Source organism: Clostridium brassicae, from assembly GCF_026738875.1.
In the GTDB taxonomy this organism is placed as follows: domain Bacteria; phylum Bacillota; class Clostridia; order Clostridiales; family Clostridiaceae; genus Clostridium_H; species Clostridium_H brassicae.
The window spans coordinates 15,854-41,989 of sequence record NZ_JAPQFJ010000012.1; the positions used below are offsets into that span (position 1 = coordinate 15,854).

21 protein-coding genes, 1 pseudogene and 1 other annotated feature are annotated in these 26,136 nt (G+C 29.2%); of the genes and pseudogenes, 7 read left to right on the plus strand and 15 right to left on the minus strand.

The window, feature by feature from the left end:
• Window positions 1-168 precede the first annotated feature (168 nt).
• On the minus strand, window positions 169-846 hold the full coding sequence (locus OW729_RS11865; RefSeq protein WP_268061732.1) for a ribonuclease H-like domain-containing protein: 678 nt from the start codon (window positions 844-846) through the stop codon (window positions 169-171).
• A gap of 153 nt (window positions 847-999) precedes the next feature.
• On the opposite strand from OW729_RS11865, the gene OW729_RS11870 reads away from it, so the two are divergent.
• From OW729_RS11870 to OW729_RS11880, 3 genes are all read left to right on the plus strand, one after another.
• On the plus strand, window positions 1,000-1,224 hold the full coding sequence (locus OW729_RS11870) for a FeoA family protein (RefSeq protein ID WP_268061733.1): 225 nt from the start codon (window positions 1,000-1,002) through the stop codon (window positions 1,222-1,224).
• A gap of 3 nt (window positions 1,225-1,227) precedes the next feature.
• Window positions 1,228-2,994: a ferrous iron transport protein B gene (gene feoB, locus OW729_RS11875; RefSeq protein ID WP_268061734.1), complete on the plus strand. Its 1,767-nt coding sequence runs from the start codon at window positions 1,228-1,230 to the stop codon at window positions 2,992-2,994.
• 82 nt (window positions 2,995-3,076) lie between these two features.
• Window positions 3,077-3,241, plus strand: coding sequence for a FeoB-associated Cys-rich membrane protein (locus OW729_RS11880; RefSeq protein ID WP_268061735.1), 165 nt, complete (start codon window positions 3,077-3,079; stop codon window positions 3,239-3,241).
• Between the two features lie 123 nt (window positions 3,242-3,364).
• On the opposite strand, the gene OW729_RS11885 is transcribed toward OW729_RS11880, so the two are convergent.
• The 4 genes from OW729_RS11885 to OW729_RS11900 form a co-directional block, all read right to left on the minus strand.
• The gene (locus OW729_RS11885) at window positions 3,365-4,162 is read right to left on the minus strand and encodes a ribonuclease H-like domain-containing protein (RefSeq protein WP_268061736.1); all 798 of its coding nucleotides are present in this window, start codon (window positions 4,160-4,162) and stop codon (window positions 3,365-3,367) included.
• 994 nt (window positions 4,163-5,156) lie between these two features.
• Window positions 5,157-6,848, minus strand: a complete 1,692-nt coding sequence (gene argS, locus OW729_RS11890; RefSeq protein WP_268061737.1) for an arginine--tRNA ligase — start codon at window positions 6,846-6,848, stop codon at window positions 5,157-5,159.
• A 196-nt stretch (window positions 6,849-7,044) separates the two neighbouring features.
• Window positions 7,045-7,265: a binding site (T-box leader), on the minus strand.
• Window positions 7,266-7,333: 68 nt separating this feature from the next.
• On the minus strand, window positions 7,334-9,409 hold the full coding sequence (locus tag OW729_RS11895; protein ID WP_268061738.1) for a thioredoxin domain-containing protein: 2,076 nt from the start codon (window positions 9,407-9,409) through the stop codon (window positions 7,334-7,336).
• A gap of 84 nt (window positions 9,410-9,493) precedes the next feature.
• Complete coding sequence (locus OW729_RS11900; RefSeq protein ID WP_268061739.1) at window positions 9,494-10,084, minus strand: TetR/AcrR family transcriptional regulator; 591 nt, start codon at window positions 10,082-10,084, stop codon at window positions 9,494-9,496.
• 261 nt (window positions 10,085-10,345) lie between these two features.
• Between OW729_RS11900 and OW729_RS11905 the strand changes: the two genes are divergently transcribed.
• Entirely contained in the window at window positions 10,346-11,188 is an 843-nt protein-coding gene (locus OW729_RS11905; RefSeq protein ID WP_268061740.1) for a DegV family protein, read from the plus strand.
• A 207-nt stretch (window positions 11,189-11,395) separates the two neighbouring features.
• The gene (locus OW729_RS11910) at window positions 11,396-12,187 is read left to right on the plus strand and encodes an SDR family NAD(P)-dependent oxidoreductase (protein WP_268061741.1); all 792 of its coding nucleotides are present in this window, start codon (window positions 11,396-11,398) and stop codon (window positions 12,185-12,187) included.
• Between the two features lie 307 nt (window positions 12,188-12,494).
• On the opposite strand, the gene OW729_RS11915 is transcribed toward OW729_RS11910, so the two are convergent.
• Entirely contained in the window at window positions 12,495-13,871 is a 1,377-nt protein-coding gene (locus OW729_RS11915) for an esterase/lipase family protein (RefSeq protein ID WP_268061742.1), read from the minus strand.
• 726 nt (window positions 13,872-14,597) lie between these two features.
• Between OW729_RS11915 and ytaF the strand changes: the two genes are divergently transcribed.
• The gene (ytaF, locus tag OW729_RS11920) at window positions 14,598-15,218 is read left to right on the plus strand and encodes a sporulation membrane protein YtaF (protein WP_268061743.1); all 621 of its coding nucleotides are present in this window, start codon (window positions 14,598-14,600) and stop codon (window positions 15,216-15,218) included.
• A 119-nt stretch (window positions 15,219-15,337) separates the two neighbouring features.
• On the opposite strand, the gene OW729_RS11925 is transcribed toward ytaF, so the two are convergent.
• The 3 genes and pseudogenes from OW729_RS11925 to OW729_RS11930 all read right to left on the minus strand — a co-directional run bounded on the left by OW729_RS11925 (window position 15,338) and on the right by OW729_RS11930 (window position 19,118).
• Window positions 15,338-15,925, minus strand: coding sequence for a protein kinase family protein (locus OW729_RS11925; RefSeq protein ID WP_268061744.1), 588 nt, complete (start codon window positions 15,923-15,925; stop codon window positions 15,338-15,340).
• Window positions 15,926-16,081: 156 nt separating this feature from the next.
• A pseudogene (locus OW729_RS19490) lies at window positions 16,082-16,303 on the minus strand (EamA family transporter); the annotation flags it as partial.
• Between the two features lie 277 nt (window positions 16,304-16,580).
• Window positions 16,581-19,118: a heavy metal translocating P-type ATPase gene (locus tag OW729_RS11930; protein ID WP_268061745.1), complete on the minus strand. Its 2,538-nt coding sequence runs from the start codon at window positions 19,116-19,118 to the stop codon at window positions 16,581-16,583.
• Between the two features lie 222 nt (window positions 19,119-19,340).
• Between OW729_RS11930 and OW729_RS11935 the strand changes: the two genes are divergently transcribed.
• Window positions 19,341-20,447: an ABC transporter ATP-binding protein gene (locus tag OW729_RS11935; RefSeq protein WP_268061746.1), complete on the plus strand. Its 1,107-nt coding sequence runs from the start codon at window positions 19,341-19,343 to the stop codon at window positions 20,445-20,447.
• A 112-nt stretch (window positions 20,448-20,559) separates the two neighbouring features.
• On the opposite strand, the gene rnfB is transcribed toward OW729_RS11935, so the two are convergent.
• Genes rnfB through rsxC form a run of 6 tightly spaced genes read right to left on the minus strand, consistent with a single transcriptional unit; the run spans window position 20,560 to window position 25,474 of the window.
• A complete protein-coding gene (rnfB, locus tag OW729_RS11940) occupies window positions 20,560-21,375 on the minus strand; it encodes an RnfABCDGE type electron transport complex subunit B (RefSeq protein ID WP_268061747.1) in 816 nt (271 codons plus the stop codon).
• A 13-nt stretch (window positions 21,376-21,388) separates the two neighbouring features.
• Entirely contained in the window at window positions 21,389-21,964 is a 576-nt protein-coding gene (gene rsxA, locus OW729_RS11945; RefSeq protein ID WP_268061825.1) for an electron transport complex subunit RsxA, read from the minus strand.
• Between the two features lie 29 nt (window positions 21,965-21,993).
• Window positions 21,994-22,599 (minus strand): RnfABCDGE type electron transport complex subunit E, encoded by a 606-nt coding sequence (locus OW729_RS11950; protein WP_268061748.1) that lies wholly within the window; start codon window positions 22,597-22,599, stop codon window positions 21,994-21,996.
• Window positions 22,599-23,183, minus strand: a complete 585-nt coding sequence (locus OW729_RS11955) for an RnfABCDGE type electron transport complex subunit G (RefSeq protein ID WP_268061749.1) — start codon at window positions 23,181-23,183, stop codon at window positions 22,599-22,601. The genes OW729_RS11950 and OW729_RS11955 overlap by 1 nt, the downstream gene beginning before the upstream one ends.
• Before the next feature lies 1 nt (window position 23,184).
• A complete protein-coding gene (locus tag OW729_RS11960) occupies window positions 23,185-24,138 on the minus strand; it encodes an RnfABCDGE type electron transport complex subunit D (protein WP_268061750.1) in 954 nt (317 codons plus the stop codon).
• Window positions 24,139-24,154: 16 nt separating this feature from the next.
• Window positions 24,155-25,474 carry an electron transport complex subunit RsxC gene (rsxC, locus tag OW729_RS11965; protein ID WP_268061751.1) on the minus strand — a complete coding sequence of 440 codons (1,320 nt, stop codon included), beginning with the start codon at window positions 25,472-25,474 and terminating at the stop codon, window positions 24,155-24,157.
• Window positions 25,475-26,136 lie beyond the last annotated feature (662 nt).

The window sequence follows — 26,136 nt, forward strand, 5'->3', positions numbered from 1 at the left end:
ATAGTTTATCGTCTTCCCATCCTAAAACCCCAATTTTTAATTTGGAAATTAAGGACGACTACATCTCTAAATAACGTATTATTATTTACTCTTTAATTATACAAGATTTTAATTTCATATTAAAGCTTAATTTGAAATTAATTGTAAAATTGTGCAAAATCTTTCTTGTTATTTATCTATATTTACTACTTCTTCATCTTTATTTAAAAATTTACTCCAATTTACATATATTTGAAATAAACTTGCTACATCTTGTTCATTATATAAAAGTATCCTTTGTTTTTTCTCCTCAGGCATTCTATTCATATAATCAAAATCCTTCATAACCTTGCAGAAAGTCTTAGATAAGTTAGAACCACTTATAAGTTCACTTTCCCTTTGTATGTCAAATTTCTTTTCAAGGTTTTTAAGCCCTATATTTTCTCCTATTAATTTTTCATATTCTCTTTGCAAATCTATCTTTTCATAGCAATCATCTATGTTAAATCCTATCTTATTTTTATCAAATAAATAATCTATTACACCATAATCATTATTGCCAGAAAAAGTAACAATATATTTTTTATTATATTTTTCATGCATTTCAATAAAATATTCTTTAGCTAAATTCAAAATTGGAATTGCATCCTTCTTTCCTTCTATCATGTACTGAGTTACTATTAACTCTTCAGAATTACTATCATAATAACAACATCCAAAAACTCCTATACAAATAGGCTTTTTATATAAATAATGCTCTAAATCAAAAAATAGTGCTTCCTTAAATAGGTCTTTCTTTCCATTAATGTCTAAGGCAAAATCCTCACAAAGCTCTTTTACCTTTATTCTGTTTTCTCTTTTAATCACCTTATCACTCTTTTCTAGATAAATACAATCGTTATTTTTATTATCTCATATTTTATTCTATTTGTGAACCATAAACACAATTGACTTTTTGCTCTTTTAATGATATATTTTAATTGAGAATGATTTTCACACTTACAAAGGAGGATTGCACATATGAGTATAGTAGATTTAACACCTGGTGAAAATGGATATATATACAATATAAAATGTGATGATAAACTTTCTAAACGACTATTAGCATTAGGATGCATAGAGGGAACTAAAGTTACATTTAAAGCCTCAGCTCCTCTAGGTGACCCTGTTATTATAAATATAAGAGGATTTGATTTAGCCATAAGAAAAAAAGACGCTAAAAACATCCACATCAAGGAGGCTTAATGTATGTTAACAGCAGCACTGGTGGGAAACCCCAATGTGGGAAAGACTACTCTGTTTAATTATCTTACAGGCTCAAATCAATATGTTGGAAACTGGGCTGGAGTTACTGTTGAAAAAAAAGAAGGCTATACACCAGAAAAAATTAAAATCGTTGACCTTCCTGGGATATATGCCATGGATACTTTCTCCAATGAAGAAAAAGTAGCAAAAGATTTTTTATTACAAGAGGAAACAGATGTAATAATAAATATTGTAGATGCCTCAAACTTAGATAGAAATTTATATCTAACAACACAACTTAAACAATTTAAAAAGCCAATAATTCTTGTATTAAATATGATTGACGTAGCAGAAGCTAAAGGTATGAAAATTAATTTTCATAAACTTTCAAAAGAACTAGGAGTTACAGTTATTCCTATCATAGCTTCAAAAGGAAAAGGACTTGACGAAATCAAAACTGTAATTTTACAAGAAACTTTTTCTAATGACTTTGTTAATTTAGCTTTAAATTTTAAAAATGAAAAAGAAACTTACACATACATTGAAAACATGTTAAACAAATGTGTATTTTACAGTGAACAAAAGGGAATAAGTATTACTGAAAAAATAGACAAGATACTCTTAAATAAATTAGCAGCTTACCCTATATTTTTAGGAATATTATTTTTGATTTTTCAATTTACTTTTAGTTGGGTAGGACAACCTTTAGCTGATTTTTTAGAATATCTACTGAACAATAATTTTATACCTTATGTAGAAAGCTCAATGTCTGGAAGCAGTGCCTGGTTCCAGTCCATGATGATTGAAGGAATAATAGGAGGGGTTGGCTCAGTTATTGTTTTCTTACCTGTCATCCTTACTCTATTTTTAGGAATATCTTTTCTTGAGGATAGTGGATATATGGCAAGAGCTGCATTTATCATGGACAAACTCATGAGGAAGATGGGGCTTTCTGGTAAAGCTTTTATACCTTTAATAGTTGGTTTTGGCTGTTCTGTTCCTGGGATAATGTCTGCTAGAACCCTTGAAAGCGAAAAAGACAGAAAGCTTACAGCTTTACTTGTACCACTTATGTCTTGTAATGCTAGACTTCCTGTATATGCTTTATTTGCATCTATATTCTTTGAAAAGAATAAATCTTTAATTGTTTTCTCACTTTATTTAATTGGAATACTGGTAGCTTTTATTATGGGACTATTTTTTAAAAATACTATATTTAAAAATGAAGAAGAACCTTTTATAATTGAGCTTCCTCAATATAAATTACCTGAACCTAAAAATTTATTAATTCACACTTGGGATAAAGGTAAAGGCTTCTTGAAAAAAGCAGGAACTATAATTTTTGCTATATCTATAGTTACATGGTTCTTAACTAAGTTTAACTTTTCTGGAATGACAGATATAAATAATAGTTTTCTTGCATATATAGGAAAATTTCTTGCCCCTTTGTTTAAGCCTTTAGGCTTTGGTTCTTGGAAACCATCAGTAGCTCTTCTTACTGGACTTATGGCAAAAGAAGTTATCGTTGGCACTTTAGGAGTTATATTTGGTGGAAACCTATCAGCTGTACTTCCACAATATTTCACCCCATTATCAGCTTTTAGTTTTTTAGTTTTCGTGCTTTTATATACTCCTTGTATATCAACTGTTATAGTAATGAAAAAAGAATATGGAACTAAACTTATGATTTTCTCAATAATATATCAAATACTACTAGCATGGACTTTTTCACTTATTGTGTATAATGTGGGTATATTATTGATAAGATAAATCTTATACGATGCTTATTAACAATAAGTTTTAACCAGCTTATGTTACAAAAGCTAAATTACTTAAATTAGAGGTGATTTTATTGGTAAAAGAATTTATTATAGCTAGTCTACTTGGAATAGCAGCTTTATTCATAATAATAAAAAACTTAAAAAATAGTGCACAAGGAAAATGTAATTGTGGAAGTTGTTCTTCTAATTGTCCTATGAATAATAAAAATAAAGAAAACCAGAAAAACAGTAAGTAACTATAAATATTATTTCATAGTATTAAAACCTCAGCTTATTTGATTGTATATTATAGTATAAATTGTTAACAAAAATAAAAAAAGTATTAAGACATTGACTTCTTAATACTTTTTATTTTTTAACTAATAGCTATTTTTAATTATATGTTGAAACTTTGATTCATTTATTTCTCCTTTAAGTATAGAATATATAATCCTAGAAGCTGCTTTCTTAGATATTCTATCTAAATCTCCTTCTATGTTTATCTGATTCTTTCTCAGCAAACTCTTTAAATATTTTAACTGTTTCTCAGTTATACAATCTTCTCTTCTTAATTCTTCATTATGATCTATGTTATAAACAACTCTAAAAATTTTAGGTAAATTTAATACATCTTCATAATTATGTAACATTATAGCCTCTGTAAGATCATAGTCTTCACTTTGAAGAAATTCATTATAAAGTTCTACGCTTATTCCTCCATCTATAGTATCTTCTCTTCCAATACCAAGAAACTTCTCTACGCCCTTTAAGCTACATCTTTCCATACCTAATTGTTTATGATAAGGCCTTATTATTCTATATAGATCTATATGTTTAGAAGGCAATGTAAAATCAACGTTATTTATCTCCATTCTTCTTTTAATAAAAGGCTCATCAAAAGCAATGCCATTATAAGAACACCAAACTTTATAATCAGTTAATGCTTTTCCAAAATTACACAATATTTTTTTCTCTTCACCTAGATTTTCTCCAAAATATTGTCTTATTATAAATTTGTTTTTTTCACTAAAATGACCACAAGAAATCAAAATAACATTATTCTTTATCTTATCAAATCCTGTTGTTTCTATATCAAAAAAAAGTATTTTATCTAATGCATAATGTCTAAATATTTTTTCGGGAACTTCTATATCTATTAAATGCTGTTTTAATAACATCTTTACCTCCAAAACAAAATCATAGTTATAAACAGATTTCTTATCTTATTAACAAATTCTTAGGAATTTTACTCCTTAGAAGTCGTTATTCTTTAGTAAAATCGTTATCCAGGAACATAGCCGCTCTTTATTCACACTTTGAAGAATATATGGGTACTAGAGTGGATAGTTATAGTTATTAGATAAAAAATTATTACCTAAAGTATATTTTAATACAAAATCATTAGATTAACAAATTTAATAACTTTATAAATAGCTAATAAACCCACATTTTTCTTGTGGGTTTATTTTTATTTAATCATATATTTTATTTAATAAGTTTACATTAGAATTTAAAAGGCCGATAAATTCCTTCTATTAAAACTTAATAATAAAATAAAAAACATAAAAAATAAAAACGCTAGTAAAAATTTCCGTTTTTACTAGCGTTTTTAATTATATCAAGAAACTATATTTTTATATTTTTCTTTAGTTTAAGAGAACTTTGGAAGATAGTAGATTTAGTCTAAGCCAGTGCCGTCGCCATTCGGCTATTCTCAACTCATGAACCTAAGTCGCCCTCCTTTACGGAGGGCAGTAGGTTTAAGCTGAGCGAGTGCCATCGCCGTTAGCTATTCTCAACTTATGAACCTAAGTCGCCCTCCTTCTCGGAGGGCAGTAGGTTTAAGCTAAGCGAGTGCCATCGCCGTTAGCTATTCTCAACTTATGAACCTAAGTCGCCCTCCTTCTCGGAGGGCAGTAGGTTTAGGCTGAGCGAGTGCCGTCGCCGTTGGCTATTCTCAACTTATGAACCTAAGTCGCCCTCCTTTACGGAGGGCAGTAGGTTTAGGCTGAGCCAGTGCCGTCGCCGTTGGCTATTCTCAACTCATGAACCTAAGTCGCCCTCCTTCTCGGAGGGCAGTAGGTTTAGGCTGAGCGAGTGCCGTCGCCGTTGGCTATTCTCAACTCATGAACCTAAGTCGCCCTCCTTTATGGAGGACAGTAGGTTTAATGTTTACATTTTTTCTACTACTTCTATTGATAATAGGGATAGAGCATTTTTTATTACTTGGCAAGTTGCTTCTACCATTTTTAATCTTGCATTTTTAACTGATTGTTCTTCTGTAGCCATTATATTGTGAGCATTGTAGAATTTATTAAATGCTTTAGCTACATCTATTACATATCTTGTAACTATTGAAGGTTCTAGCTTATCTATACCATCTAAAATTTCTTCATTAAAGTTTCCAAGAACCTTTATAAGTTCAAATTCTTCTGTAGAAGATAGTTTGCTGAAATCAGCTTCTCCAGTTGATTCTCCTGCACGTCTTAATATACTCTTACCTCTTGCATAAGTATATTGAACATATGGCCCTGTTTCCCCTTCAAAGTTTAACATTTCATCCCATTTAAATACTATGTCTTTCTCTCTTCTATTTTTTAAATAAGTAAATATAACTGCTCCTATACCTACTTTTTGAGCAACTTCTTCTTTATTTTCAAGTTGAGGATTTTTTTCTTCTATTACTTCTTTAGTTTTAGCTACTGCTTCATTTAATAATTCCTCAAGGAAAATAACTTGACCTTTCCTTGTTGATAATTTTCTATCTGCAAATCTTACAAGTCCAAATGCAACATGTTTGCAGTCATTAGCCCAATCATATCCCATTTTTTCTATAACTTTAAAAACTTGCTTAAAGTGAAGTGATTGATCTGAACCAACTACATATATACTCTTATAGAAGTCATAATTATTTTTTCTATAAAAAGCTGCTGCTAAATCACGAGTTGCATAGATAGTTGCTCCATCTGCTTTTTTTATTATGCATGGAGGCATATTTTCTTCTTCCATCATTACAACTTGTGCACCATTGCTTTCTACAAGTAAATTTTTACTTTTAATTTCTTCAATTACAGCATCCATCTTATCATTATAGAAACTTTCTCCAGCATAAGAATCAAATTTAACTCCCAAAACCTCATAAACTTTTTCAAATTCTTTTAAGCTTAAATCCTTAAATCTCTTCCAAAGTTCTACTTCTTCTTGGCATCCATCTTCTAATTTTTTAAAGTACATCCTTCCTTCGTCTTCTAAAGAAGGATCTTTTTCAGCTTCATCATGAAATTTAACATATATTCTTAAAAGTTCTTTTATTGGTTCTTTTTCAAGAGCATCTTCATCTACCCATCTCTTATAAGCAGATATTAATTTACCAAATTGTGTTCCCCAATCTCCAAGATGATTTATACCTATACAATTATATCCTTCAAAGCTTAACATTTTGTATAATGAATTGCCTATAGATGTACTAAATAAATGTCCTACATGGAAAGGCTTTGCTATATTAGGTGATGAAAAATCTATAGTTACACTCTTTCCTTTCCCTACTTCTGAAGAACCATATTTATCTTTTTCATTTAATATTTTTTCTATAGTATTTTGAGCAAATACACCTTTATCCATAAAGAAATTTACATATGGTCCTGCAGTTTCAATTTTTTCAAAACCTTCTTTATTTAGTTTGGTCACTAGTTCCTCTGCAATCATATTTGGAGCTTTTCTAAAAGTTTTAGCTAATTGGAAACAAGGGAATGCATAGTCCCCCATTTCTGGTTTAGGTGGATTTTCTATAAATTTTTCTATAACTTCTAATTCTAGTTCTATATGTTCTTTTAATCTTTCTGCAATAATTTTTTTGTAATCCAAAGTTAATTCCTCCCTTAGTAATTTTTATTACCTTTATATGTTAATTTAAATTATATTCTATTTAAAAAATTTTAATCATAATGATTTGTTTTAAAAAAATATCGATTTTTAAACACTTTTTTAAATTTCATTTAGTGTCTCTAATGCTATATTCAAATTATTTAATTTATTATAATAAAAAAACCGTCTCTGAAATAACAGAGACGGAAATATCCGCGGTACCACTCTTGTTGACTTAAACAAGTCCCCTCAAAACTTTAACGCAGTTAACGGCTTACCTAATTATATATGCGAAGCAAATATAATTTTAGTAGCTTCTCTAAGGTTCTCTTCTTCTAATAAAATCTTACAGAGCTTCCACCTTCCTCTGCTCGCTTAAAGTTTTTATAAGAATACTCTCCTCTTCATAGAATATCTATTTTAAATCATATACATTTAATTATATATTCTACATTTTTCATTTGTCAACACTCAGGAGAATATTTTTAAGTTAGTACAGGCTCTTTTTCCTTAATTGCATCTAAAGCTTTACTCATATCTGTAATTGGTTCCTTACATGAGAAATTCTTACAAATATATACTGTATTTTTTTCATTTACTTTTTTGTTATCTTTAAGATATGGCATTATCTCTAATAAATCTTTTTCCTCGTTATTTAAAACTAATGTTGAAAAAGGCATAAACTGAGAATTTCTTTCTTTTATTAAGTTTTTAACTTCAGAATCTTCTTTAGAGGCACAAATTATTACTTCTTTTCCTCCAGCACCTCCATACATTACAGAAATCATAAAATGAGCATAAGCAGCAGGCATATTTTGAACCTTTCCTCCAAAGGCCGTAAATATCCTACTTGCCATTTTTTCTAATTCCATATCCCTAGTTAACTTTGCTAGCCTTAAAGTGTTTAAAGTTGCCACAGAGTTTCCTGATGGAATTGCTCCATCATAAATTTCTTTAGGTCTCCATATAAGCTCTTCTCCATCTTTTCCGTATAAGAAAAGCCCACCTTCTTCTTCATCCCAAAAATATTTTTTCATATCTTTAGTTAAATCTATAGCTTTTTTCAGATATTCCACATCAAAAGTAGCTTCATATAATTCAATAAGTCCCCAGCATAAAAAAGCATAGTCATCCAGGTATGCTAGATGTTTAACTTCTCCTTTTCTATATCTAGCCATAAGCCTTCCATCACTATTAAACAGTTTATTATAAATAAACTGTACTGATTTTTTAGCATTTTCTATATAATCATTATTTTCAAGTATTCTTCCACAATAAGAAAGTGCTGCTATCATAAGTCCATTCCATGAAGTAAGTACTTTATCATCTTTATGTGGATGAACTCTTTTTTCTCTTACCACAAAAAGTTTTTCAGTCATTTCTTTTATTCTATCTTTTATTTCTTTATCTTCGTATAAATTTTCTATATTGGTTTCAATTAAATTAGGAATATTATTACCCTCAAAGTTTCCATTTTTAGTTATCCCATAATATTTACAAAATAACTCACTATCCTTTTCTCCTAGTATATCTACTATTTCATCATAGTTCCATACATAAAATTTTCCCTCTTCTCCTTCTGAATCCGCATCCTCTGCACTATAAAATCCACCTTCATTATGCATCATATCTCTAAGTATGTATGCAAATATTTTTTCTGTAACTTCCTTATACAGTTTTTTACCTGTAACTAAATAAGCCTCTGAATAAGCAATAGCTAAAAGTGCATTATCATAAAGCATTTTTTCAAAGTGAGGTACAAGCCATTTATTATCTGTGGAATATCTTGAAAATCCATATCCAATATGATCAAAAATTCCACCCTTATACATAGAATCCAAAGTTTTAGTTACCATAGTTAATGCATTTTGTGAATTTGCAAGTTTATAATATCTTAAAAGAAAAAATAAATTAGATGGTGAAGGAAATTTAGGCCTTTCACTAAAACCTCCATAATATGATTCATAGCTATAACTTAATTCTTTAAAGGCTCTATCTACACTTCTCCTATCTACAATTTCAGGACTATTTACATTCATACTTTTTATATGATTTATTATTTCCTCACTATGTTTGTCAATCTCATCTCTATTGTCTTTCCAAACTCTAATTATATGATTTAGTATATCTTTAAACCCGCTAATTCCATAATTGCTTTCTTTAGGAAAGTAAGTTCCAGCAAAAAATGGCTTTTTATCTCCAGTCATAAATATAGTAAGAGGCCACCCTCCTGAGCCCGTTAATGCCTGGCATACATTCATATAAACACTGTCTACATCTGGTCTTTCCTCCCTGTCTACCTTTATGGCAATAAAATTATTATTTAATATATTTGCTATTTCTTCATCTTCAAAAGACTCTCTTTCCATAACATGACACCAATGGCATGTAGAATAACCTATACTTAAAAATATAGGTTTATTTTCAGATCCTGCTTTTTGAAATGCTTCTTCACCCCAAGGATACCAATCTACCGGATTATGTGCATGTTGAAGTAAATATGGAGATTTTTCATTTATAAGTTTATTAGTTTTTTTATTAGCTATATCACTCTCGTGCATAAAATCACCATCTTTCGTATTTTGATAAAATTAGGTTTTACTTTAACGCCTAACCTTATACATAAATATAATAAAACAAGATATTTATATGTTTTTAAATTCACTCATTATATTTCTTAAATTTAAAGCTTTCGTTTGGTAAAAATTCAAAATTATATTTGTCATTTCTTCTGGAGTTTTTTCCGTACCATCTTCGATCCACCTCTTTAATGCAAACCATAGTCCCCCAGCTGAAAAATTATTAAAATACTTATTATTTGATATAAAAGTTAATTTTTCAAATTTTTTATTTGTTGCCATAGAATTTATATATTTTAAATGTAAGTCGAGTAATGTTAAATATACATTATTATCTATCAATTTTTTCACAAATTCTCTATTTTTGTACCAATATTCAAAATATGTAATAAGCAAATCATATAATGTTATATTACTTTTAGCTGAAATTATTTTTATAAAATCATTGTAAAATCCATCTACATAATATTCTAAAATGGCTTCCTTTGTAGAAAAATTTCTATAGAGCGTCTGCCTAGTTAAATCTGCATTTTCTGAAATTTCTTTTAATGTAATCTTACTATAAGGTTTTTTATCCATTAATTGAATTAATGATTTTGCAATCCAACTTTTCGACCTTAAAGTTATGGGATTAACTTTTTTTTCGCTTTGACTCATTTGTAACTTTTCTCCTTATTTGTATCATTTATTTTATTTCATTGACTTCATACTTTACAGTATTATATGATAAACATATAAATGTTACAAGTGTATCATTTATAACATAAACAAGGTTCTTTGTTTCAGGTGGAGTTTTTATTCCATCTAAAAGTTAGAGACCGTTATCCAAGGTTGTACCATTCTTTATTTCCACCAAAAAAGATGGGAATATTAGAAGGGTTAGACATTGGACAAATTACATTTTACGAGGTGAACTAGATGGATAAAATAGCTGTTGTTGTTGATAGTACTGCTGTAATTGACACCAAATCATTTGAAAATAATACCAATTTATATTCTCTACCACTACATCTAATAATCGATGGAAAATCTTTTAGAGATGGATTAGATATAACTCCAAGTGAATTTTGTTTTAAAATGAATGAATCTTTGCATCTTCCAACTACTTCTCAACCACCTGTTGGAGATGTTCTTAAACTTTTTGAAGAACTATTAAAGCAATATGATTACATTATATATATTACAATCAGCTCTGGATTAAGTGGTACATTTCAAACAGGAATGTTAGTTAGAAATGAACTTTCAAAAGATAGAATAATTGTGTTTGATTCCACTTTTACATCTACTATTCAAAAACAGATGGCAATTAAAAGTTTGGAATTAATAAAAATTGGAAGTTCTATTGAAAATATTATTAAAAATCTTGAATATATAAGATCAAATTCAAAAATATATTTAGTTGTAGATGATTTAAAGCACCTACACCGTACAGGAAGAATATCCTTATGTGCCTCATCTTTTGGAAATTTAATGAATATAAAACCAATTTTATCTTTTGAAAAAGGTAAAATATTAGCCAAAAATAAAGTAAGAACTATGAATAAAATATATAATAATTTAGTTGAACTGATTACAAATGAAAAGCTATCTAAAGATTCCAAAATCATTATAGCGCATGCAAATGCTTACGATTATGCTTTAAAATTAAAAGAAAGGGTATTAGAAGTTTATCCTGAACATATAATCAACATTGAAGAACTATCTCCTGTAATAAGTGTACATACTGGCGAAAAAAGTTTTGGAATATCATGGATATATTAAAAACTTATATCAATATTTTATATATTGTATTTTAAATATAGGCTATTAATATATTGTTTGTAAATTCATTTTTAGGAAAAGTTATTGAAAGAACCATATTTAAAGTATACCCTTATGGATTATACTATATGTAAACAAAATTTTAATCATTATATTAAAATAGGCCTATAAATATTTATTATACTATAAAAGTATGGATGTGATAATTTGATTCATAATAAAGGAAAAAATGTATTAATAACAGGAGCATCTTCTGGAATAGGATATGAACTTGCTAAAGTATTTGCTAAAAACAACTATAATCTAATACTTGTAGCTAGGAGACTAAGTAGATTAGAAAAGTTAAAAGAAATTTTATGCAAAAAACATGCTATAAAGGTAAATATAATAGGGTTAGATTTAACAAAACCTAATGCAGTAGAAGAAGTATTTGAGCAAATTAAAAATTGGAATATTAATATAGACATTTTAGTCAATAATGCAGGTGTTGGAACTTGTGGTTTTTTTAATGAAACTGATTTAAAAAAAGATCTAGATACAATAGAACTCAACATAAGCACATTAACTAAATGTACAAAATATGTAGTAAATAATATGTTTAAAAAAAGAAATGGTAAAATATTAAATGTAGCTTCTACAGGAGCTTATCAGCCAGGCCCTTTAATTTCAGTGTATTATGCAACAAAAGCATATGTAGTTTCTTTTTCTGAAGCACTTTATAATGAGCTTAAGCCACATAATATAACTGTATCAGTACTTTGTCCTGGAACTACAAGTACTGAGTTCTCACAAAATGCTGGTAAAGGAACCTTAAAAAATGCTATGAGTGCTAAAAAAGTTGCAGAAATAGCTTATGAAGGTCTTATGAAGAATAAAAGAATCATTATACCTGGAACTTTAAATAAATTCTTAGTATTTATGTCTAAAATAATTCCAAGAAGTTTATTAGCAAATATAGTAAGAAAAATTCAATCTAAAGCCATGAAAGAAATAGCCTAATTTTCTTAACTCCTAAAATATTTGGACAATTAATTTTTAATTAAGTATAATAAAAAAGCCCCTCATGAGTACAAATAATTACCTATACTTATACAAAATTTAAGCTAGTATATAAATTGTAAAAATTCAAAAATAACCTTGAATAAATAATATATTTTTTGAATGATTAATCCCCCTATACCTTATATTGATTCAACATATAATATAATGTAATTATCATATAACACATTATTAATTAGATATTTTTGATAATAAAGGGATTAATCTAGATTTATCATTTACATATCATCTTCTTAAAATTTATACTTTATTTTTGTAAATTACTTAAGAATTTTCCATAATCAATATACCAATCTTTAACATTGCCAAATGTACCTATTACATCCATATGATCTGTATTGATTATTATAGGCATCACATTCCATTGTCCAATCTTAGCTTGTCCATTGTATTGTTCTATAATATCATTTGAACCTAATTTAGGTCCATTTTGACTATAAGAATTTACAACGCCATCATTTGGGAACCATTTTTTATCAATAATAGGAAGGTTTTTATCATTACGTGTATATTTACCCATTTTCCTTGCTGTTCCATAGAATAAAGGATTCATTGGACCAATTTGTGGTAAAGAATGATCACTAATTAAGGATTCCCTAGTTGCTTGAGTTATCCAAGAAAAATAATAAACATCCGGTTGAGCTTTTACCCATTGATTGAGTTCCTTGGCACCTTGTGTTGACAAGTCATAACTTGATATGTCTTTTGTTCTATTCCAAATATTACTTTGTAAAACTCTTTTATTATATTGGAATTGAGATTCTCCTTTTTCCTTTTTAAGTCCCCATTGATCTAATTTAAAATCATAAAATGAACTTAAAAGTCCACTTTGACCTGTTATTTTTCCTACTAATCCAAATGCTGAACTCAAAAATTCTCCTGCTGGAATAGAGTCTGATAAAGTTGTACCATTATTAGGTGTTGATATTGTAGTCACACTATGTATCCAGTGCTTTCCACCTTCAAATAATGGTGATAAATTTTTTTGTTTACAATTTTTTTCATCTTCACTACCTTCACTTAACAATTGTGTAAGTGTACGTATAGTTTGTCCACCCATACTGTGACCTATTAAATGTATTTTATTTTTATCACTTACCTTTTTGTATAATCCTGGATATGTTCTACCATATCTATTATGTCCAAACTTTTTAGCATGAGCTTCACCATAATCTACTGTTCCACCTACTATATAAGCATAAAGTTCACACGCTCTGTCCCAATTACTAGATACTGGTCCTACTGTTGCTGTATACGTTTTATACCCTAATTTATTTAATGTTTCTTGAACATCTACTAAACCACCCCAATATTTATATCCTAATAACTCATCTCTTCCAAATCCCATAAAGCCATGCACTAGGACAATTGGATAATCATTATTTTTTATTATACTCCTAGTATTAAGTTGTGGAAATTTTAAGTCAACTTTTTCGTTAACATTATCCTCTTCTGTAATTTCATTCTCACCTAAGTATATTTTACTATTAATTTTTCCTGTCTCTACAGTTTTAGGTGTTTGTGTTCCTCGGTCAATTGCTTTAACGCTTGTTGGAAAACTTGCTAAAGATATAAAAACAGCTAGTGCTACAGAACTTACTATTTTCTTTAAAGACTTGTTCATATTTATCCCCCTTACATTATGTAATTAAATATTCAACAAAAATATATCTATTTCTTAATAACTATTGATGTTTGTCATTGAGAAAAACGTTTACATTTTAGTGAGCTACCTCTTTGGTATTAAATATTTTTTGTATTAATCACCTCTTTTCCATTAAATTAATCACTATTTATGTCTTATTCTCTATAAAACACCTCCTATTACATTATTCAAATAGTAATTATATACAATTATAGCTTGATTTGTATTAATATTCAATATTTTCTCCATATTAATTTTACTTTTTTGTATTTTTATTACTAAAATATATAAATTTATAAAAACCTTTCTAATTATTTATTGCATTTTAAATTACTTAATTTAATAACTTAATAATCCTAAACTATAAATTTCCTATAAGTATTATTAAATAAAAAATTCTAAGCCCTAATTGGATTTTAATTCCTTCTTAGACTTAGAATCATGTGATATTTATTTTATTTATGATTACCAACTAACAATAAAGTATATTTTGTAACCATTTATAATTAAAAGAATAACATATTAATAGTTAAATTTATATATGACGATGTTTTAAAAAATTGTTTGTACACTATATTTTTAAAAACAATTCTAAATCTAGTTTAAATAATACAGGTGAAATTTCACACCTCATATGCTACAAACAATTATAAATAAGTGTATTACATTTCTATATTAGATATTACCTAGGTAAGGAGTGGTATAATGTTAGAATCCTTATTATTAGTATCAGTATTGTCCTTGGATGCATTTGTAGCTAGTGTTGCTTATGGGACAAACAAAATAAAAATTCCTTTTATTTCTGCAACCATAATTAATATTATTTCTTCATCTTTTCTTGCCCTATCTCTTGCTTTAGGTTCTGTAATTAAAAAAGTGGTTCCTCTTAATATTACTTCAATAATAAGCTTTATAGTATTACTTTTATTTGGGATATACTACTTAGCTGAAAGTATTATTAAAACTTACGTAAGCAAACATTCTAATTCAAAGAAAGTAAAACTTAAATTTTGTGATTTGAATTTTATAATAGACATATATATTGATGAAACCAAAGCAGATATCGATCATTCGAAAAATCTTAATCCCAAAGAAGCTCTGTATCTTGCAATTGCTCTTTCTTTGGACTCTTTGGCAGTAGGCTTTGGAAGTAGTTTAGGTAATATAAATTATATACAAATAATATTATTATCTTTAGTTATGAATATGGTTGCCATATATGGTGGAATGCTGATAGGTAAAAAATTCGTTGAAAAATCAAAACTTAATTTGTCTTGGCTCTCAGGAGTAATTTTAATTGTTTTAGCTACTATGAGGATATTGTAAAATTATGCTATATTTTAGTGTTAAGCCACCATGACAGTTTTATAATATAAATTAAAGTACCATCAAAAATGATAGGTACTTTTTATTTTGATTGTGCTTAAAATAAATATTAATCTTCATTACTTAATTCCTTTTTCTAAATACTGTTTAATCCTAAAATTCCACAATTTATAGTTCTCAGGAGACTCTTCTTTTACTACAGCCAAAAATTGCTCCAATACTCCTAGTTTATTTAATCCTTTCATTAAATGTCTAGGATATAAAACTTCTTTAGAATAGTTATTTTTAGGATCTATTACCATTAAAGAATTCTTCTTCCCAACATAGATATCTTTACATCTTATATCTAATTTTTTAAAGCGGAGTTTTTTAAATTCTTTGATAAGTTTGATAAGATTATGACATATTGCCTTATTCAATTTTTTATTTTTTATATATTCATCTAGTCGTTCTCCTCTTACATAATCCCTAATAATATAATATTCTCCTCTATTATATGTTCTAGGGAAATATCTACTTTTATTTGTTCTCTTTAAAATATTATATTCTTTTTCACACACATTTTTATCTTTAAAAATTTTAATTGCTTTATTGTTAGGAAGTAAATATACCACTCCATTATGACCACTTCCTAAAAGTTCAGATTTCCAAAGAAGTTTTTCAACTTTTCTATCTAATTGAATGTAAGAATTAATATCTGTATTCATAATACCCTCTTTTTTATAATAATATTAATACATTATATTATTAAAGTTTTAAAAGTATGAATTTCTATAATTGAAACTATAAAATTTTAGAGAAATATTATGTACCGTCCTATTTTTTATAATTTTTATTTACTCATTTAAGTAATCACTTATAAATTAAGCTATTTTTTTATTAACTCCTTCTTGTGAACTATCTTTATCCTTAATTTGAATTACGGCTACTGAAATTAATACAACTAACATACCTATAAGCTGTGGAACCTCTAAAGACTCTTTATAAATAATGTAGCCTAAAAATGCTGCAACTATTGGCTCTACACTACATACTATACTTGCCTTACTAGATTCAACATGTTCTAAAGCTTTTACAAAAAATCCATCTAAATATAAAAATCCCTTAGATAAATTTAATTTTTATCTAAGGGACGAATTTGGCTTCGTGTTATCACCCATTAATATAGAAACATTAGTATACAAAATTTCAACCAATACTACACTATATTGTTTTTATTACGTTGTATTTTTCAGTAACTAATATATAACTTTTTTTTCACTTTGTCAAATTAGTTATAAATTAAGGGGTAACTTTTAGGAACAGTTCTAACTTTACTTAAAGTTTTTATTGGATTCAGTCCTTGCTCTTAACTTAATCTTACTACTTTACTCTCAATACTCTCATAGAATTCATAACTGCAAGCAAAGCAACTCCAACATCTGCAAATACAGCTAACCACATTGAAGCTATACCTAAAACAGCAAGAATTAATATAATGAATTTAGTTCCTAAAGCAAATATTATATTTAAATCTACTATTTTTTTAGTTGCTTTAGCTATTTTTATAGCATGAGCTAGCTTGGATGGTTCATCATTCATTATAACTACATCTGCCGCTTCTATTGCAGCATCTGAACCTACCCCCCCCATAGCTACTCCTACATCTGCTCTTGCAAGTACAGGTGCATCATTTATACCATCTCCAACAAATACTAAACCTTTGCCATTATCTTTATTATTATACATTTCTTCAACTTTTTCTACTTTTTCATGAGGAAGTAACTCTGAATAAACATTATCTATATTTAATTCCTTTCCTACAGATTCTGCTGTAATTTTTCTATCTCCTGTAAGCATAACTACTTCACTTATACCAAACCCTTTTAACTTTTTAATAGCTTCTTTAGAATCTTGTTTTATCTGGTCTTTTATTACAATACATCCAGCATATTTATTATTTATAGCAACATAAACCACAGTGCCAGCATAAGGTACAGTTCTAAATTTTATACTTTTGTCTTCCATAATATTTTTATTTCCAACACATATATTTTTTTCATCAATCAATGCCTCAGCACCTTTACCTGCTATCTCTCTAAATTCCTTTATATCCGCCTTATTAACTTCAAAGCTATATTCATTTACTATTGACAGTGCTATCGGATGATTAGAAAAACTTTCTACATAAGCTGCATATTTTAAAAGTTCCTCTTTGCTTATCCCATTTTCTGCTTCTATTAAATCAACTTTAAATTCACCTTTTGTGAGTGTTCCTGTTTTATCAAAAACAACCTTGTCTATATTAGTTAAAGCTTCTAGATAATTTCCCCCCTTAATTAATATACCATTTCTTGATGAAGCTCCAAGCCCTGCAAAATATGCCATTGGAACTGATATTACTAAAGCACATGGGCAAGAAATAACTAAAAATGAAGCTGCTCTATATATCCAAGTATGAAAACTTTGATTTTCCATAAATATAGGAGGCAGCAGAGCAGTCAATAATGCTAATAAAACTACTGTTGGCGTATAGTATCTAGCGAATTTAGTTATTCTCATCTCTGCCTTTGCCTTTTTTGAACTAGCATTTTGAACTAAATCAAGAATTTTTGAAACTGCAGAGTCTTTAAATGACTTAGAAACCCTAATTGTTAATAATCCAGTTATATTAATAAAACCACTTGTTATATCTTGCCCTTCTCCTACATCTCGTGGTACAGATTCTCCAGTAAGAGCAGAAGTATCAACAGAAGAATTCCCCTCAATTACTACTCCATCTAAAGGCACTTTTTCTCCTGGTTTTACTACAATTACATCTCCAACTTTAATTTGCTTTGGTGATACTCTTTTTATATCTTTTCCATCTTTTATATTTGCATAATCAGGTCTAATATCCATTAAATCAGAAATAGATTTTCTAGAAGCTTCTACAGCTTTCCCTTGAAAATATTCTCCTATTTCGTATAAAAGAACTACCATAACAGCTTCAGGATACTCCCCCACTAACAATGCTGCCACAGTTGCTAGTGTCATCAAAAAATTCTCATCAAAAATTTCTCTTCTCAATATATTTCTTATAGATTTTAAAATTATATCTGTACCTATAACTATATAACTTGCTATAAATAATGGGGTGCTGTAAACTTGTCCTTTTAACGATGATTTGCATATAAATGCTACAATAAATAAAAGAACTCCAATTCCCATTTTAAATACTTTTTTCACATCTATTTTTTCAGAACCGTGATTATGATTCCCATGACTTACATGATTACTTTCTATTACTTCATCGCAATCTTCCATTGTATCTTTATCTATAACTCTAACATCAGGTTCTAAAGCTGTTACTATATAATTTATCTTCTCAAACAACTCATCTTCTATATTACCAGATAAAGGTTTCACCTTTAAAGTGCTTGTTGCAAAAGCAAGATCAGCATTTTCTACTTCAGATAGTTTTCTTACTCTATCTTCTATCTTTGCTGCACACCCTGCACATCCAAGCCCTTTCAGAAAATATTCCTTAACAGTATCATCATCTTTTTCATACCTGTTTCTAATTTCTTGTACATGCTCTTCATCTTTTGTATATTTTTCTTCCTCATCAACACAACAACAGCATTCTGCATCATGTTTATGAAGATGGGTATGCTCTACTTCGTCATCATTATCTTCCCCGCATTCTTTATGGCCTTGGCAATTACCTTCCTCATGTTCATGACAATTACATTCTGTGTTTTCAACATAATTATTATTGTTATCAAATTGCTTGTCTTCTTGACAAGTACATATAGTGTTTTTTTCGTGATGATCATGACAACCGCAACTACAATGATTATCACTGTTCACATGAATATGATTGTGTCCATCCCTTTTAAAGTTATTTATTTTAAACTTGTTTATCATTTTTTTACTCATAAACATCCCTCCCCTAATTAATATATGTTATATATGAATATTTGTTCATATGTTTATTTAAGTATATCTCCTTTTTCTGATATTGTCAATAAAAGTTCATGTATCTATAAATACATTTTTGTTTATCTCTAACTAATAATTTATTGTATGTTTTTTGAATATAATCTATATTATACTAGTGTCATAATATTATTAAATAATATTTTATAAGGAGTGTATTTAATGGCTGGATTGATTTTAAAAAATATCGAAAAAGTATATCCAAATGGCTTCCATGCTGTTCATGATTTCACCCTTACTATTGAAGATAAAGAATTTATAGTATTTGTTGGTCCTTCTGGATGTGGGAAGTCTACTACTTTAAGAATGATAGCTGGACTTGAAGAAATATCTTCTGGTGAATTATATATAGGAGAAAATCTTGTAAATGACGTAGCACCTAAAGATAGAGATATAGCTATGGTATTTCAAAACTATGCTTTATATCCTCATATGACTGTATACGATAATATGGCTTTTGGTCTAAAACTTAGAAAGCTTCCAAAAGAAGAAATTAAAAAAAAGGTTACTGAAGCTGCTAAAATACTTGGTATAGAAGACTTGCTTAATAGAAAACCAAAGCAGCTTTCAGGAGGGCAAAGACAAAGAGTTGCTCTTGGACGTTCTATTGTAAGAAATCCTAAAGTATTTTTAATGGACGAACCTTTATCAAACTTAGATGCCAAACTAAGAGTTCAAATGAGAGCTGAGATAAGTAAACTACATCAGCAACTAAAAACAACTTTTATTTATGTCACTCATGATCAAACAGAAGCTATGACAATGGGTACAAGAATTGTAGTAATGAAAGATGGCATTATCCAACAAGTATCAGATCCTCAAAGTATATATAAGCATCCTAATAACATATTCGTTGCTTCCTTTATAGGTTCCCCTCAAATGAATTTTATTGAATGTACTATAAAAGAAAATGAGAATGATTTATATGCTGAATTCAAAGGAAATTTAGTAAAATTTTCGGACAAACATTCAAAAATTCTAAGAGATCTGGAATATATTAATGAAGAGGTTATATTAGGTATAAGACCTGAAAATATATTTGTCCAGCCTGAAATTCCTGAAAGTAAAGAAAATGTTATTGAAACAATGGTTCAAGTGAAAGAAATGCTTGGCTCAGAAACATATTTATATTTAGAAATGTATGATAAAAATTTAATAGCTAGAGTTGATCCTAATATTGAAACTGAAATAGGCAAAAGTATAAATATTGGTTTTAAAACAGATAAAATACACATATTTAACAAAGAGACAGAAGAAGCTATATTTTAAATAAACATAGCTTTTCTAAATCTTAAAGGTATATATACTATTAATCTCAAAAAATTTAGGGACGGTTCTCCAATTTTTATAAAATAAAAATTGGAGAACCGTCCCTTATGCTTTATGCTTTTGGTTCTGGTTTTTTACGGAAATTTAATATAGCTTTAGTTGGACATTTTTGAGCACAAAGTCCACAATTCACACATTTACTATAGTCAATTACTGATAAATTGTTTACCATTGTGATAGCATCTTTAGGACATGCTTTTGCACAAAGTCCGCATCCGATACATCCAACAGAGCAAGCATTTTTAACGTCTAATCCTCTGTCTTTTGAATTACATGAAACAAAAACTAATTGTTTTTGTGGTACTAATTCTATTATATCTTTAGGACAAGCTTTTACACATGCTCCACAAGCTACACAATTATCCTTGTTTACTTTTGCTACTCCATCTTCTATAGATAAAGCATCAAACGCACATGCCTTTACACAGCTTCCTAATCCTAAACATCCAAAGTCACAAGCTTTAGATCCAGCTCCTGGAACATTTACAGCTTCTTGACAATCTTTTAATCCATAATATTGATACTTTTCTTTAGCCACACCACAAGTACCTTGACATTTTACATAAGCTATTTGTGGTTCGGAATCTCCTGCTTCTAATCCCATTATTCCTGCTATTTTTTGAGATGCTGCGGCTCCTCCAATAGGACAAGCATTTGGAGCAGCACCAGAAGTAACAACTGCTTCTGCATAAGCGTCACATCCTGCAAATCCACATCCACCACAATTTGCTCCTGGAAGACATTCTCTAACTTGTGGTATCTTTGGATCAACTTCTACAGCAAATTTCTTAGATGAATATCCTAAAACTAATCCAAATAATAATGCTAATCCACCTAAGGCAAGTACAGGAAATAATAATTCATTCATGCTTTCCCCTCCCTTACACTAAACCAGTGAATCCAAGGAATGCTATAGCCATTAATCCAGCTGTGATTAAGGCAATTGGAGTTCCTTGCAATGCTTCTGGCATTTTATCGCATGCTTCCATTCTTTCTCTCAAACCTGCAAGTAACATTATACTTAACATAAATCCAAGACCTGAAGCAACACTAAATATTAATGTTTCTAATAAATTAAATTTTTCGTTCATGTTTATTATAACTGCACCAAGAATTGCACAGTTAGTTGTAATAAGTGGTAAATATATACCCAATGCTTTATATAGCTCTGGCATAGTCTTCTTCATAACTGTTTCAACAAATTGAACTAATGATGCAATAACTAGTATGAATGCTATTGTATATAAATACTCTATTCCTAATGGTACAAGTATAAATTGATAAACCATATATGAAATAACTGCTGCTAGTCCCATAACGAAAGTAACTGCTGCACCCATTCCTTTTGCAGTCTCTATTTTCTTTGAAACTCCAAGGAAAGGACAGATACCTAAAAATCTAGATAGTATCATGTTATTAACTAACAATGCAGAAATTATCAAAACAAATATCTTCATCATTCACCCAACCTTCCTTATAGGTATTGTTAGTTTGCATTTCTTGCTTTCTTTAATTTTCTATTATTGATTATACCCATTAATATACCAAGAGTTATAAATGCTCCTGGTGCAAGTATAAATATTAGAGCTGGGAACTCTTTAGGTAATACTTGCCATTGTATAAATTTACCAGTTCCTAACACTTCTCTTATCATTCCTATAACTGACAATGATAATGTAAATCCTAATCCTTGTCCTATAGCATCAAAAATAGAACTTATTGGACCATTTTTTGAAGCATATGATTCTGCACGTCCAAGGATTAAACAGTTAACAACTATAAGTGGTATAAATATACCTAATGATTTATTTAATGCTGGTACATATGCTGCCAATAAAAATTGAAGCAATGTAACCATTGATGCAATAACAACTATAAACGCTGGAATACGAACTTTGTCTGGTATAAAATTTCTTAATAAAGATACTACAAAGTTAGCACCTATAAGAACTACTGTAGTGGAGAGTCCCATACCAAAACCATTTTGGGCACTTGAAGTTACTGCCAAAGTAGGACACATTGCTAAAACTTGTACGAATGTTACATTTTCGTTAAATATACCATTTTTTATTCTTTCCCAAGCAACACCCATTATTTTTGTCCTCCTTTCAATTCCTTATTATAAAAATCTATTGCTGCATTAACTCCTGTAGTTACAGCTTTTGATGTAATAGTAGCTCCTGTTATAGCTTTTATTTCATTATCCTTTGATGGTTCAGCTTTAACTACATCAAGTGGTTTATCAGTTGGTTTTCCTTTGTATTGGCCTGAAAATTCTGGCTCTGGTGCTTTAGCTCCAAGGCCTGGTGTTTCAGCATGAGTAAGTATCTTTATTCCTTCAACTTTACCTTCATTTGAAATACCAACCATCATTTCAATTAATCCACCATAACCTTTTGGTGCAACTTTTATAGCATATCCTGATACATCACTACCTGTTTTTCCTGAATTAACTTCTTTAACAGGATTTGTTTCCTCAAGTTTAACATCCTGCTTTTCAAAAGACTCAGCCTTTGGTAAAACTTCCTTCATAGCTGCATCATTTTCTTTCTTTTGTTGTATAGCGATAGGTTCTGCAGTAATTTTATGTGCTCCACCTAATATAAGTCCTGCAACGGCTGTAATTATGAATAATATTATACCTAAGCTTATTATCTCTTTTGTACTTTTATCCATTTTACTTCACCTCCCCAGTTCCAAATACTCTTGGTTTCACGTATTTATCTATAAGAGGTACAAATAAGTTCATTATAAGAATTGAATAAGAACATCCTTCTGGATATCCACCAAATCTACGAATAATCATAGCTAAAAATCCTGCTAAAACTGCATAAATAATTTGTCCCTTTTTAGTCATTGGAGATGTAGTATAATCAGTAGCCATAAAAATACCACCTAGCATTACACCACCAACCATGATTTCATAAATACCAGCACTCGCTCCTAAATTTCCTCTTCCGAAAATTGTACCAAGTACTGCTATTGTTCCAAGATAAAATACTGGAATATGCCATGTTATTACTCTTCTGTATAGAAGATAAGCAAACCCTATAAGCAACGCAAGAGCTGAAGTTTCTCCTATACATCCTCCAACTTGTCCTATGAAAGCTTGAGCCAAGCTAGGTAATTGTCCGCCACCAGCTTCCACTCCTTTTAAAATTGCAAGTGGAGTTGCACCTGTTGCTCCATCTACAGGGTTTGTCCAGGTTGTCATAGCAACTGGATAAGAAGCAAGTAAAAATGCACGTCCTGCAAGTGCTGGGTTAACTATATTTTGTCCAATTCCACCAAATAAACATTTAACAATTATAACAGTAAATATTGAACCAATAACAACCATCCATATTGGAAGTGATGGTGGAACGTTAAATGCAAGTAACAGACCTGTTACAACCGCACTTAAATCTTTTGATGTATCTTGTTGTTTTGTAAGCTTACACCATACCATTTCTGAAAGAACACATGATATAACTGCTGCTAATATTACTAATACTGCTTTTAATTTAAAAAAGTATATTCCTGCTATTGTAGCTGGAAGTAATGCAATAATAACATCTCTCATAATAGATTGCACTGAACTATTATCACGAATATGAGGAGATGAAGACACTGTAAACATTGTCTCAGCCATTATGATTCCTCCTTACCTATTTTTTTCTCTTATTTGCTAATACTGTTCTTTTTGAAGTACGGATTGATTGAATTAAGTGACGTTTTGCTGGACATACGAATGTACAAGAACCACATTCTATACAATCTAATCCATTGCCTTCTTCAAAAGCTTCGTAGTCTTTTCTTCTTCCTACTGAATCAAGTGCTGAAGGTATTAAGAACATTGGACATGCTTGAACACATCTTCCACATCTAATACAACTTGACTCTTGTGGTAATACAGCTTGTTTTGAAGTTAAGCAAAGAATTCCTGACGATCCTTTCATAACTGGTACATCTAAAGAAGATATAGCCATACCCATCATTGGGCCTCCTGAAATTACTTTAATAGGATCTTCTTTAAATCCTCCACAAGCTTCTACTAATTCTTTAAATGACATACCATTTCTAACCCTTAAATTCTTTGGATCATTAACAGCTTCACCAGTAATTGTAACAACTCTTGTCATAGATGGTCTTCCAAGTACCACTGCCTGATAAATTTCATGAAGAGTTGTAATGTTTTGAACTATACATCCTGCATCTGCTGGAAGTTTTCCTGATGGAACTTCTCTGTTAGTTATAGCATAAATTAATTGTTTTTCAGCTCCTTGTGGATATTTAGTTTTAAGAGCTTTAACTGATATATTAGGAATATCTTTAACTGCCTTTTCCATTGCTTGTATAGCATCTGGTTTGTTATCTTCTATTCCTATATATCCTTTTGCTTGTGGGTGCATGTGAAGTATAATTTTAAGACCTTCAACGATCTTTTCAGTTTCTTCTAGCATTAATCTGTGGTCACATGTTAAATAAGGTTCACACTCTGCACCATTAATAACAATAGAATCAATGTTCTTATCTGGTGGTGGAATAAGTTTTACATTAGTTGGGAAACATGCTCCCCCCATACCAACTACTCCAGCCTCTTTGATAATTTCTGCAATTTCTTCTTTTGACATTTCATTGTAATTTTTTGGCTTAGTAAATTCAATTTCTTCATATTGCCCATCATTTTCAACTATTACTGCTAATGACTTTGTTCCACCGGCTGTTAATACTGGTTTAACATCTTTAACAGTACCTGAAACACTACTGTGGATATTTGCAGAAATGAACCCACTAGCTTGACCTATTTTTTGTCCAACTAATACCCTGTCGCCTTTTTTTACAAGACACTCAGCAGGGGCTCCTATATGTTGGGACATAGGAAATACTAAAAGATCTTTTGGCTGTAAATCCTCTATTGGCTTCTTTTCAGTAAGGTATTTGCCATGAGGTGGATGTACGCCTCTTTTAAATGTTAAAGTTTCCATGTTTATCCTCCTATCCTTAAATGTTAAATATGCGCGCAACTATAATTACGCACAGAAAATAAAATGCGTAGGAAATTGTACATTATAAATTTTATAGTAAAATATATAATATGCAAGATTTATATTGTGTAAAGTTACATGTTTTAATATAAAAATGTAAAATATTTCCTCTGTTTGATACACTTAAATGATACATTCCCTCTACCTTATCATTATAATACTTTTGTATACAATTACAATACCATACAATTGAAAGTTTATATTAAATATCAATACTATAATATCACAAGAAGTTACATTTGTGTGTAATTATTTAGCGATTAAATGATATTTTTGAACATTTTTTTAAATTATTTTACATATATCGCTATTATTTTTCTATAAAGTCTTTATTTATTGTACTACATCATATCAATAAATATACCTATATTGTATGTTTTTGTTCAATAGCATATTCTTTAAATTGTATTAAAACATTTCACCTATTGTATAATAACATATTCCTTTATGAAATCATAAATTAACACAATTTTAAAATTTATCAGAATTATCGCATATATACAAAACATATAGGGGATAGTCCTAGTATATAATTGGTTAAGTATTAAAAATATAATTTATTGCATTTAGACTTTAGCTATAATTTAATCATTAAATTAATT

Excerpts from the sequence above, each read along its gene's own strand:
- OW729_RS11870 (WP_268061733.1), top strand. The coding sequence starts at position 1,000 with ATGAGTATAGTAGATTTAACACCTGGTGAAAATGGATATATATACAAT.
- feoB (WP_268061734.1), top strand. The coding sequence starts at position 1,228 with ATGTTAACAGCAGCACTGGTGGGAAACCCCAATGTGGGAAAGACTACT.
- OW729_RS11885 (WP_268061736.1), bottom strand. The coding sequence starts at position 4,162 with ATGTTATTAAAACAGCATTTAATAGATATAGAAGTTCCCGAAAAAATA.
- OW729_RS11895 (WP_268061738.1), bottom strand. The coding sequence starts at position 9,409 with ATGCACGAGAGTGATATAGCTAATAAAAAAACTAATAAACTTATAAAT.
- OW729_RS11900 (WP_268061739.1), bottom strand. The coding sequence starts at position 10,084 with ATGAGTCAAAGCGAAAAAAAAGTTAATCCCATAACTTTAAGGTCGAAA.
- OW729_RS11905 (WP_268061740.1), top strand. The coding sequence starts at position 10,346 with ATGGATAAAATAGCTGTTGTTGTTGATAGTACTGCTGTAATTGACACC.
- OW729_RS11915 (WP_268061742.1), bottom strand. The coding sequence starts at position 13,871 with ATGAACAAGTCTTTAAAGAAAATAGTAAGTTCTGTAGCACTAGCTGTT.
- ytaF (WP_268061743.1), top strand. The coding sequence starts at position 14,598 with ATGTTAGAATCCTTATTATTAGTATCAGTATTGTCCTTGGATGCATTT.
- OW729_RS11925 (WP_268061744.1), bottom strand. The coding sequence starts at position 15,925 with ATGAATACAGATATTAATTCTTACATTCAATTAGATAGAAAAGTTGAA.
- OW729_RS11930 (WP_268061745.1), bottom strand. The coding sequence starts at position 19,118 with ATGAGTAAAAAAATGATAAACAAGTTTAAAATAAATAACTTTAAAAGG.
- OW729_RS11935 (WP_268061746.1), top strand. The coding sequence starts at position 19,341 with ATGGCTGGATTGATTTTAAAAAATATCGAAAAAGTATATCCAAATGGC.
- rnfB (WP_268061747.1), bottom strand. The coding sequence starts at position 21,375 with ATGAATGAATTATTATTTCCTGTACTTGCCTTAGGTGGATTAGCATTA.
- rsxA (WP_268061825.1), bottom strand. The coding sequence starts at position 21,964 with ATGAAGATATTTGTTTTGATAATTTCTGCATTGTTAGTTAATAACATG.
- OW729_RS11950 (WP_268061748.1), bottom strand. The coding sequence starts at position 22,599 with ATGGGTGTTGCTTGGGAAAGAATAAAAAATGGTATATTTAACGAAAAT.
- OW729_RS11955 (WP_268061749.1), bottom strand. The coding sequence starts at position 23,183 with ATGGATAAAAGTACAAAAGAGATAATAAGCTTAGGTATAATATTATTC.
- OW729_RS11960 (WP_268061750.1), bottom strand. The coding sequence starts at position 24,138 with ATGGCTGAGACAATGTTTACAGTGTCTTCATCTCCTCATATTCGTGAT.
- rsxC (WP_268061751.1), bottom strand. The coding sequence starts at position 25,474 with ATGGAAACTTTAACATTTAAAAGAGGCGTACATCCACCTCATGGCAAA.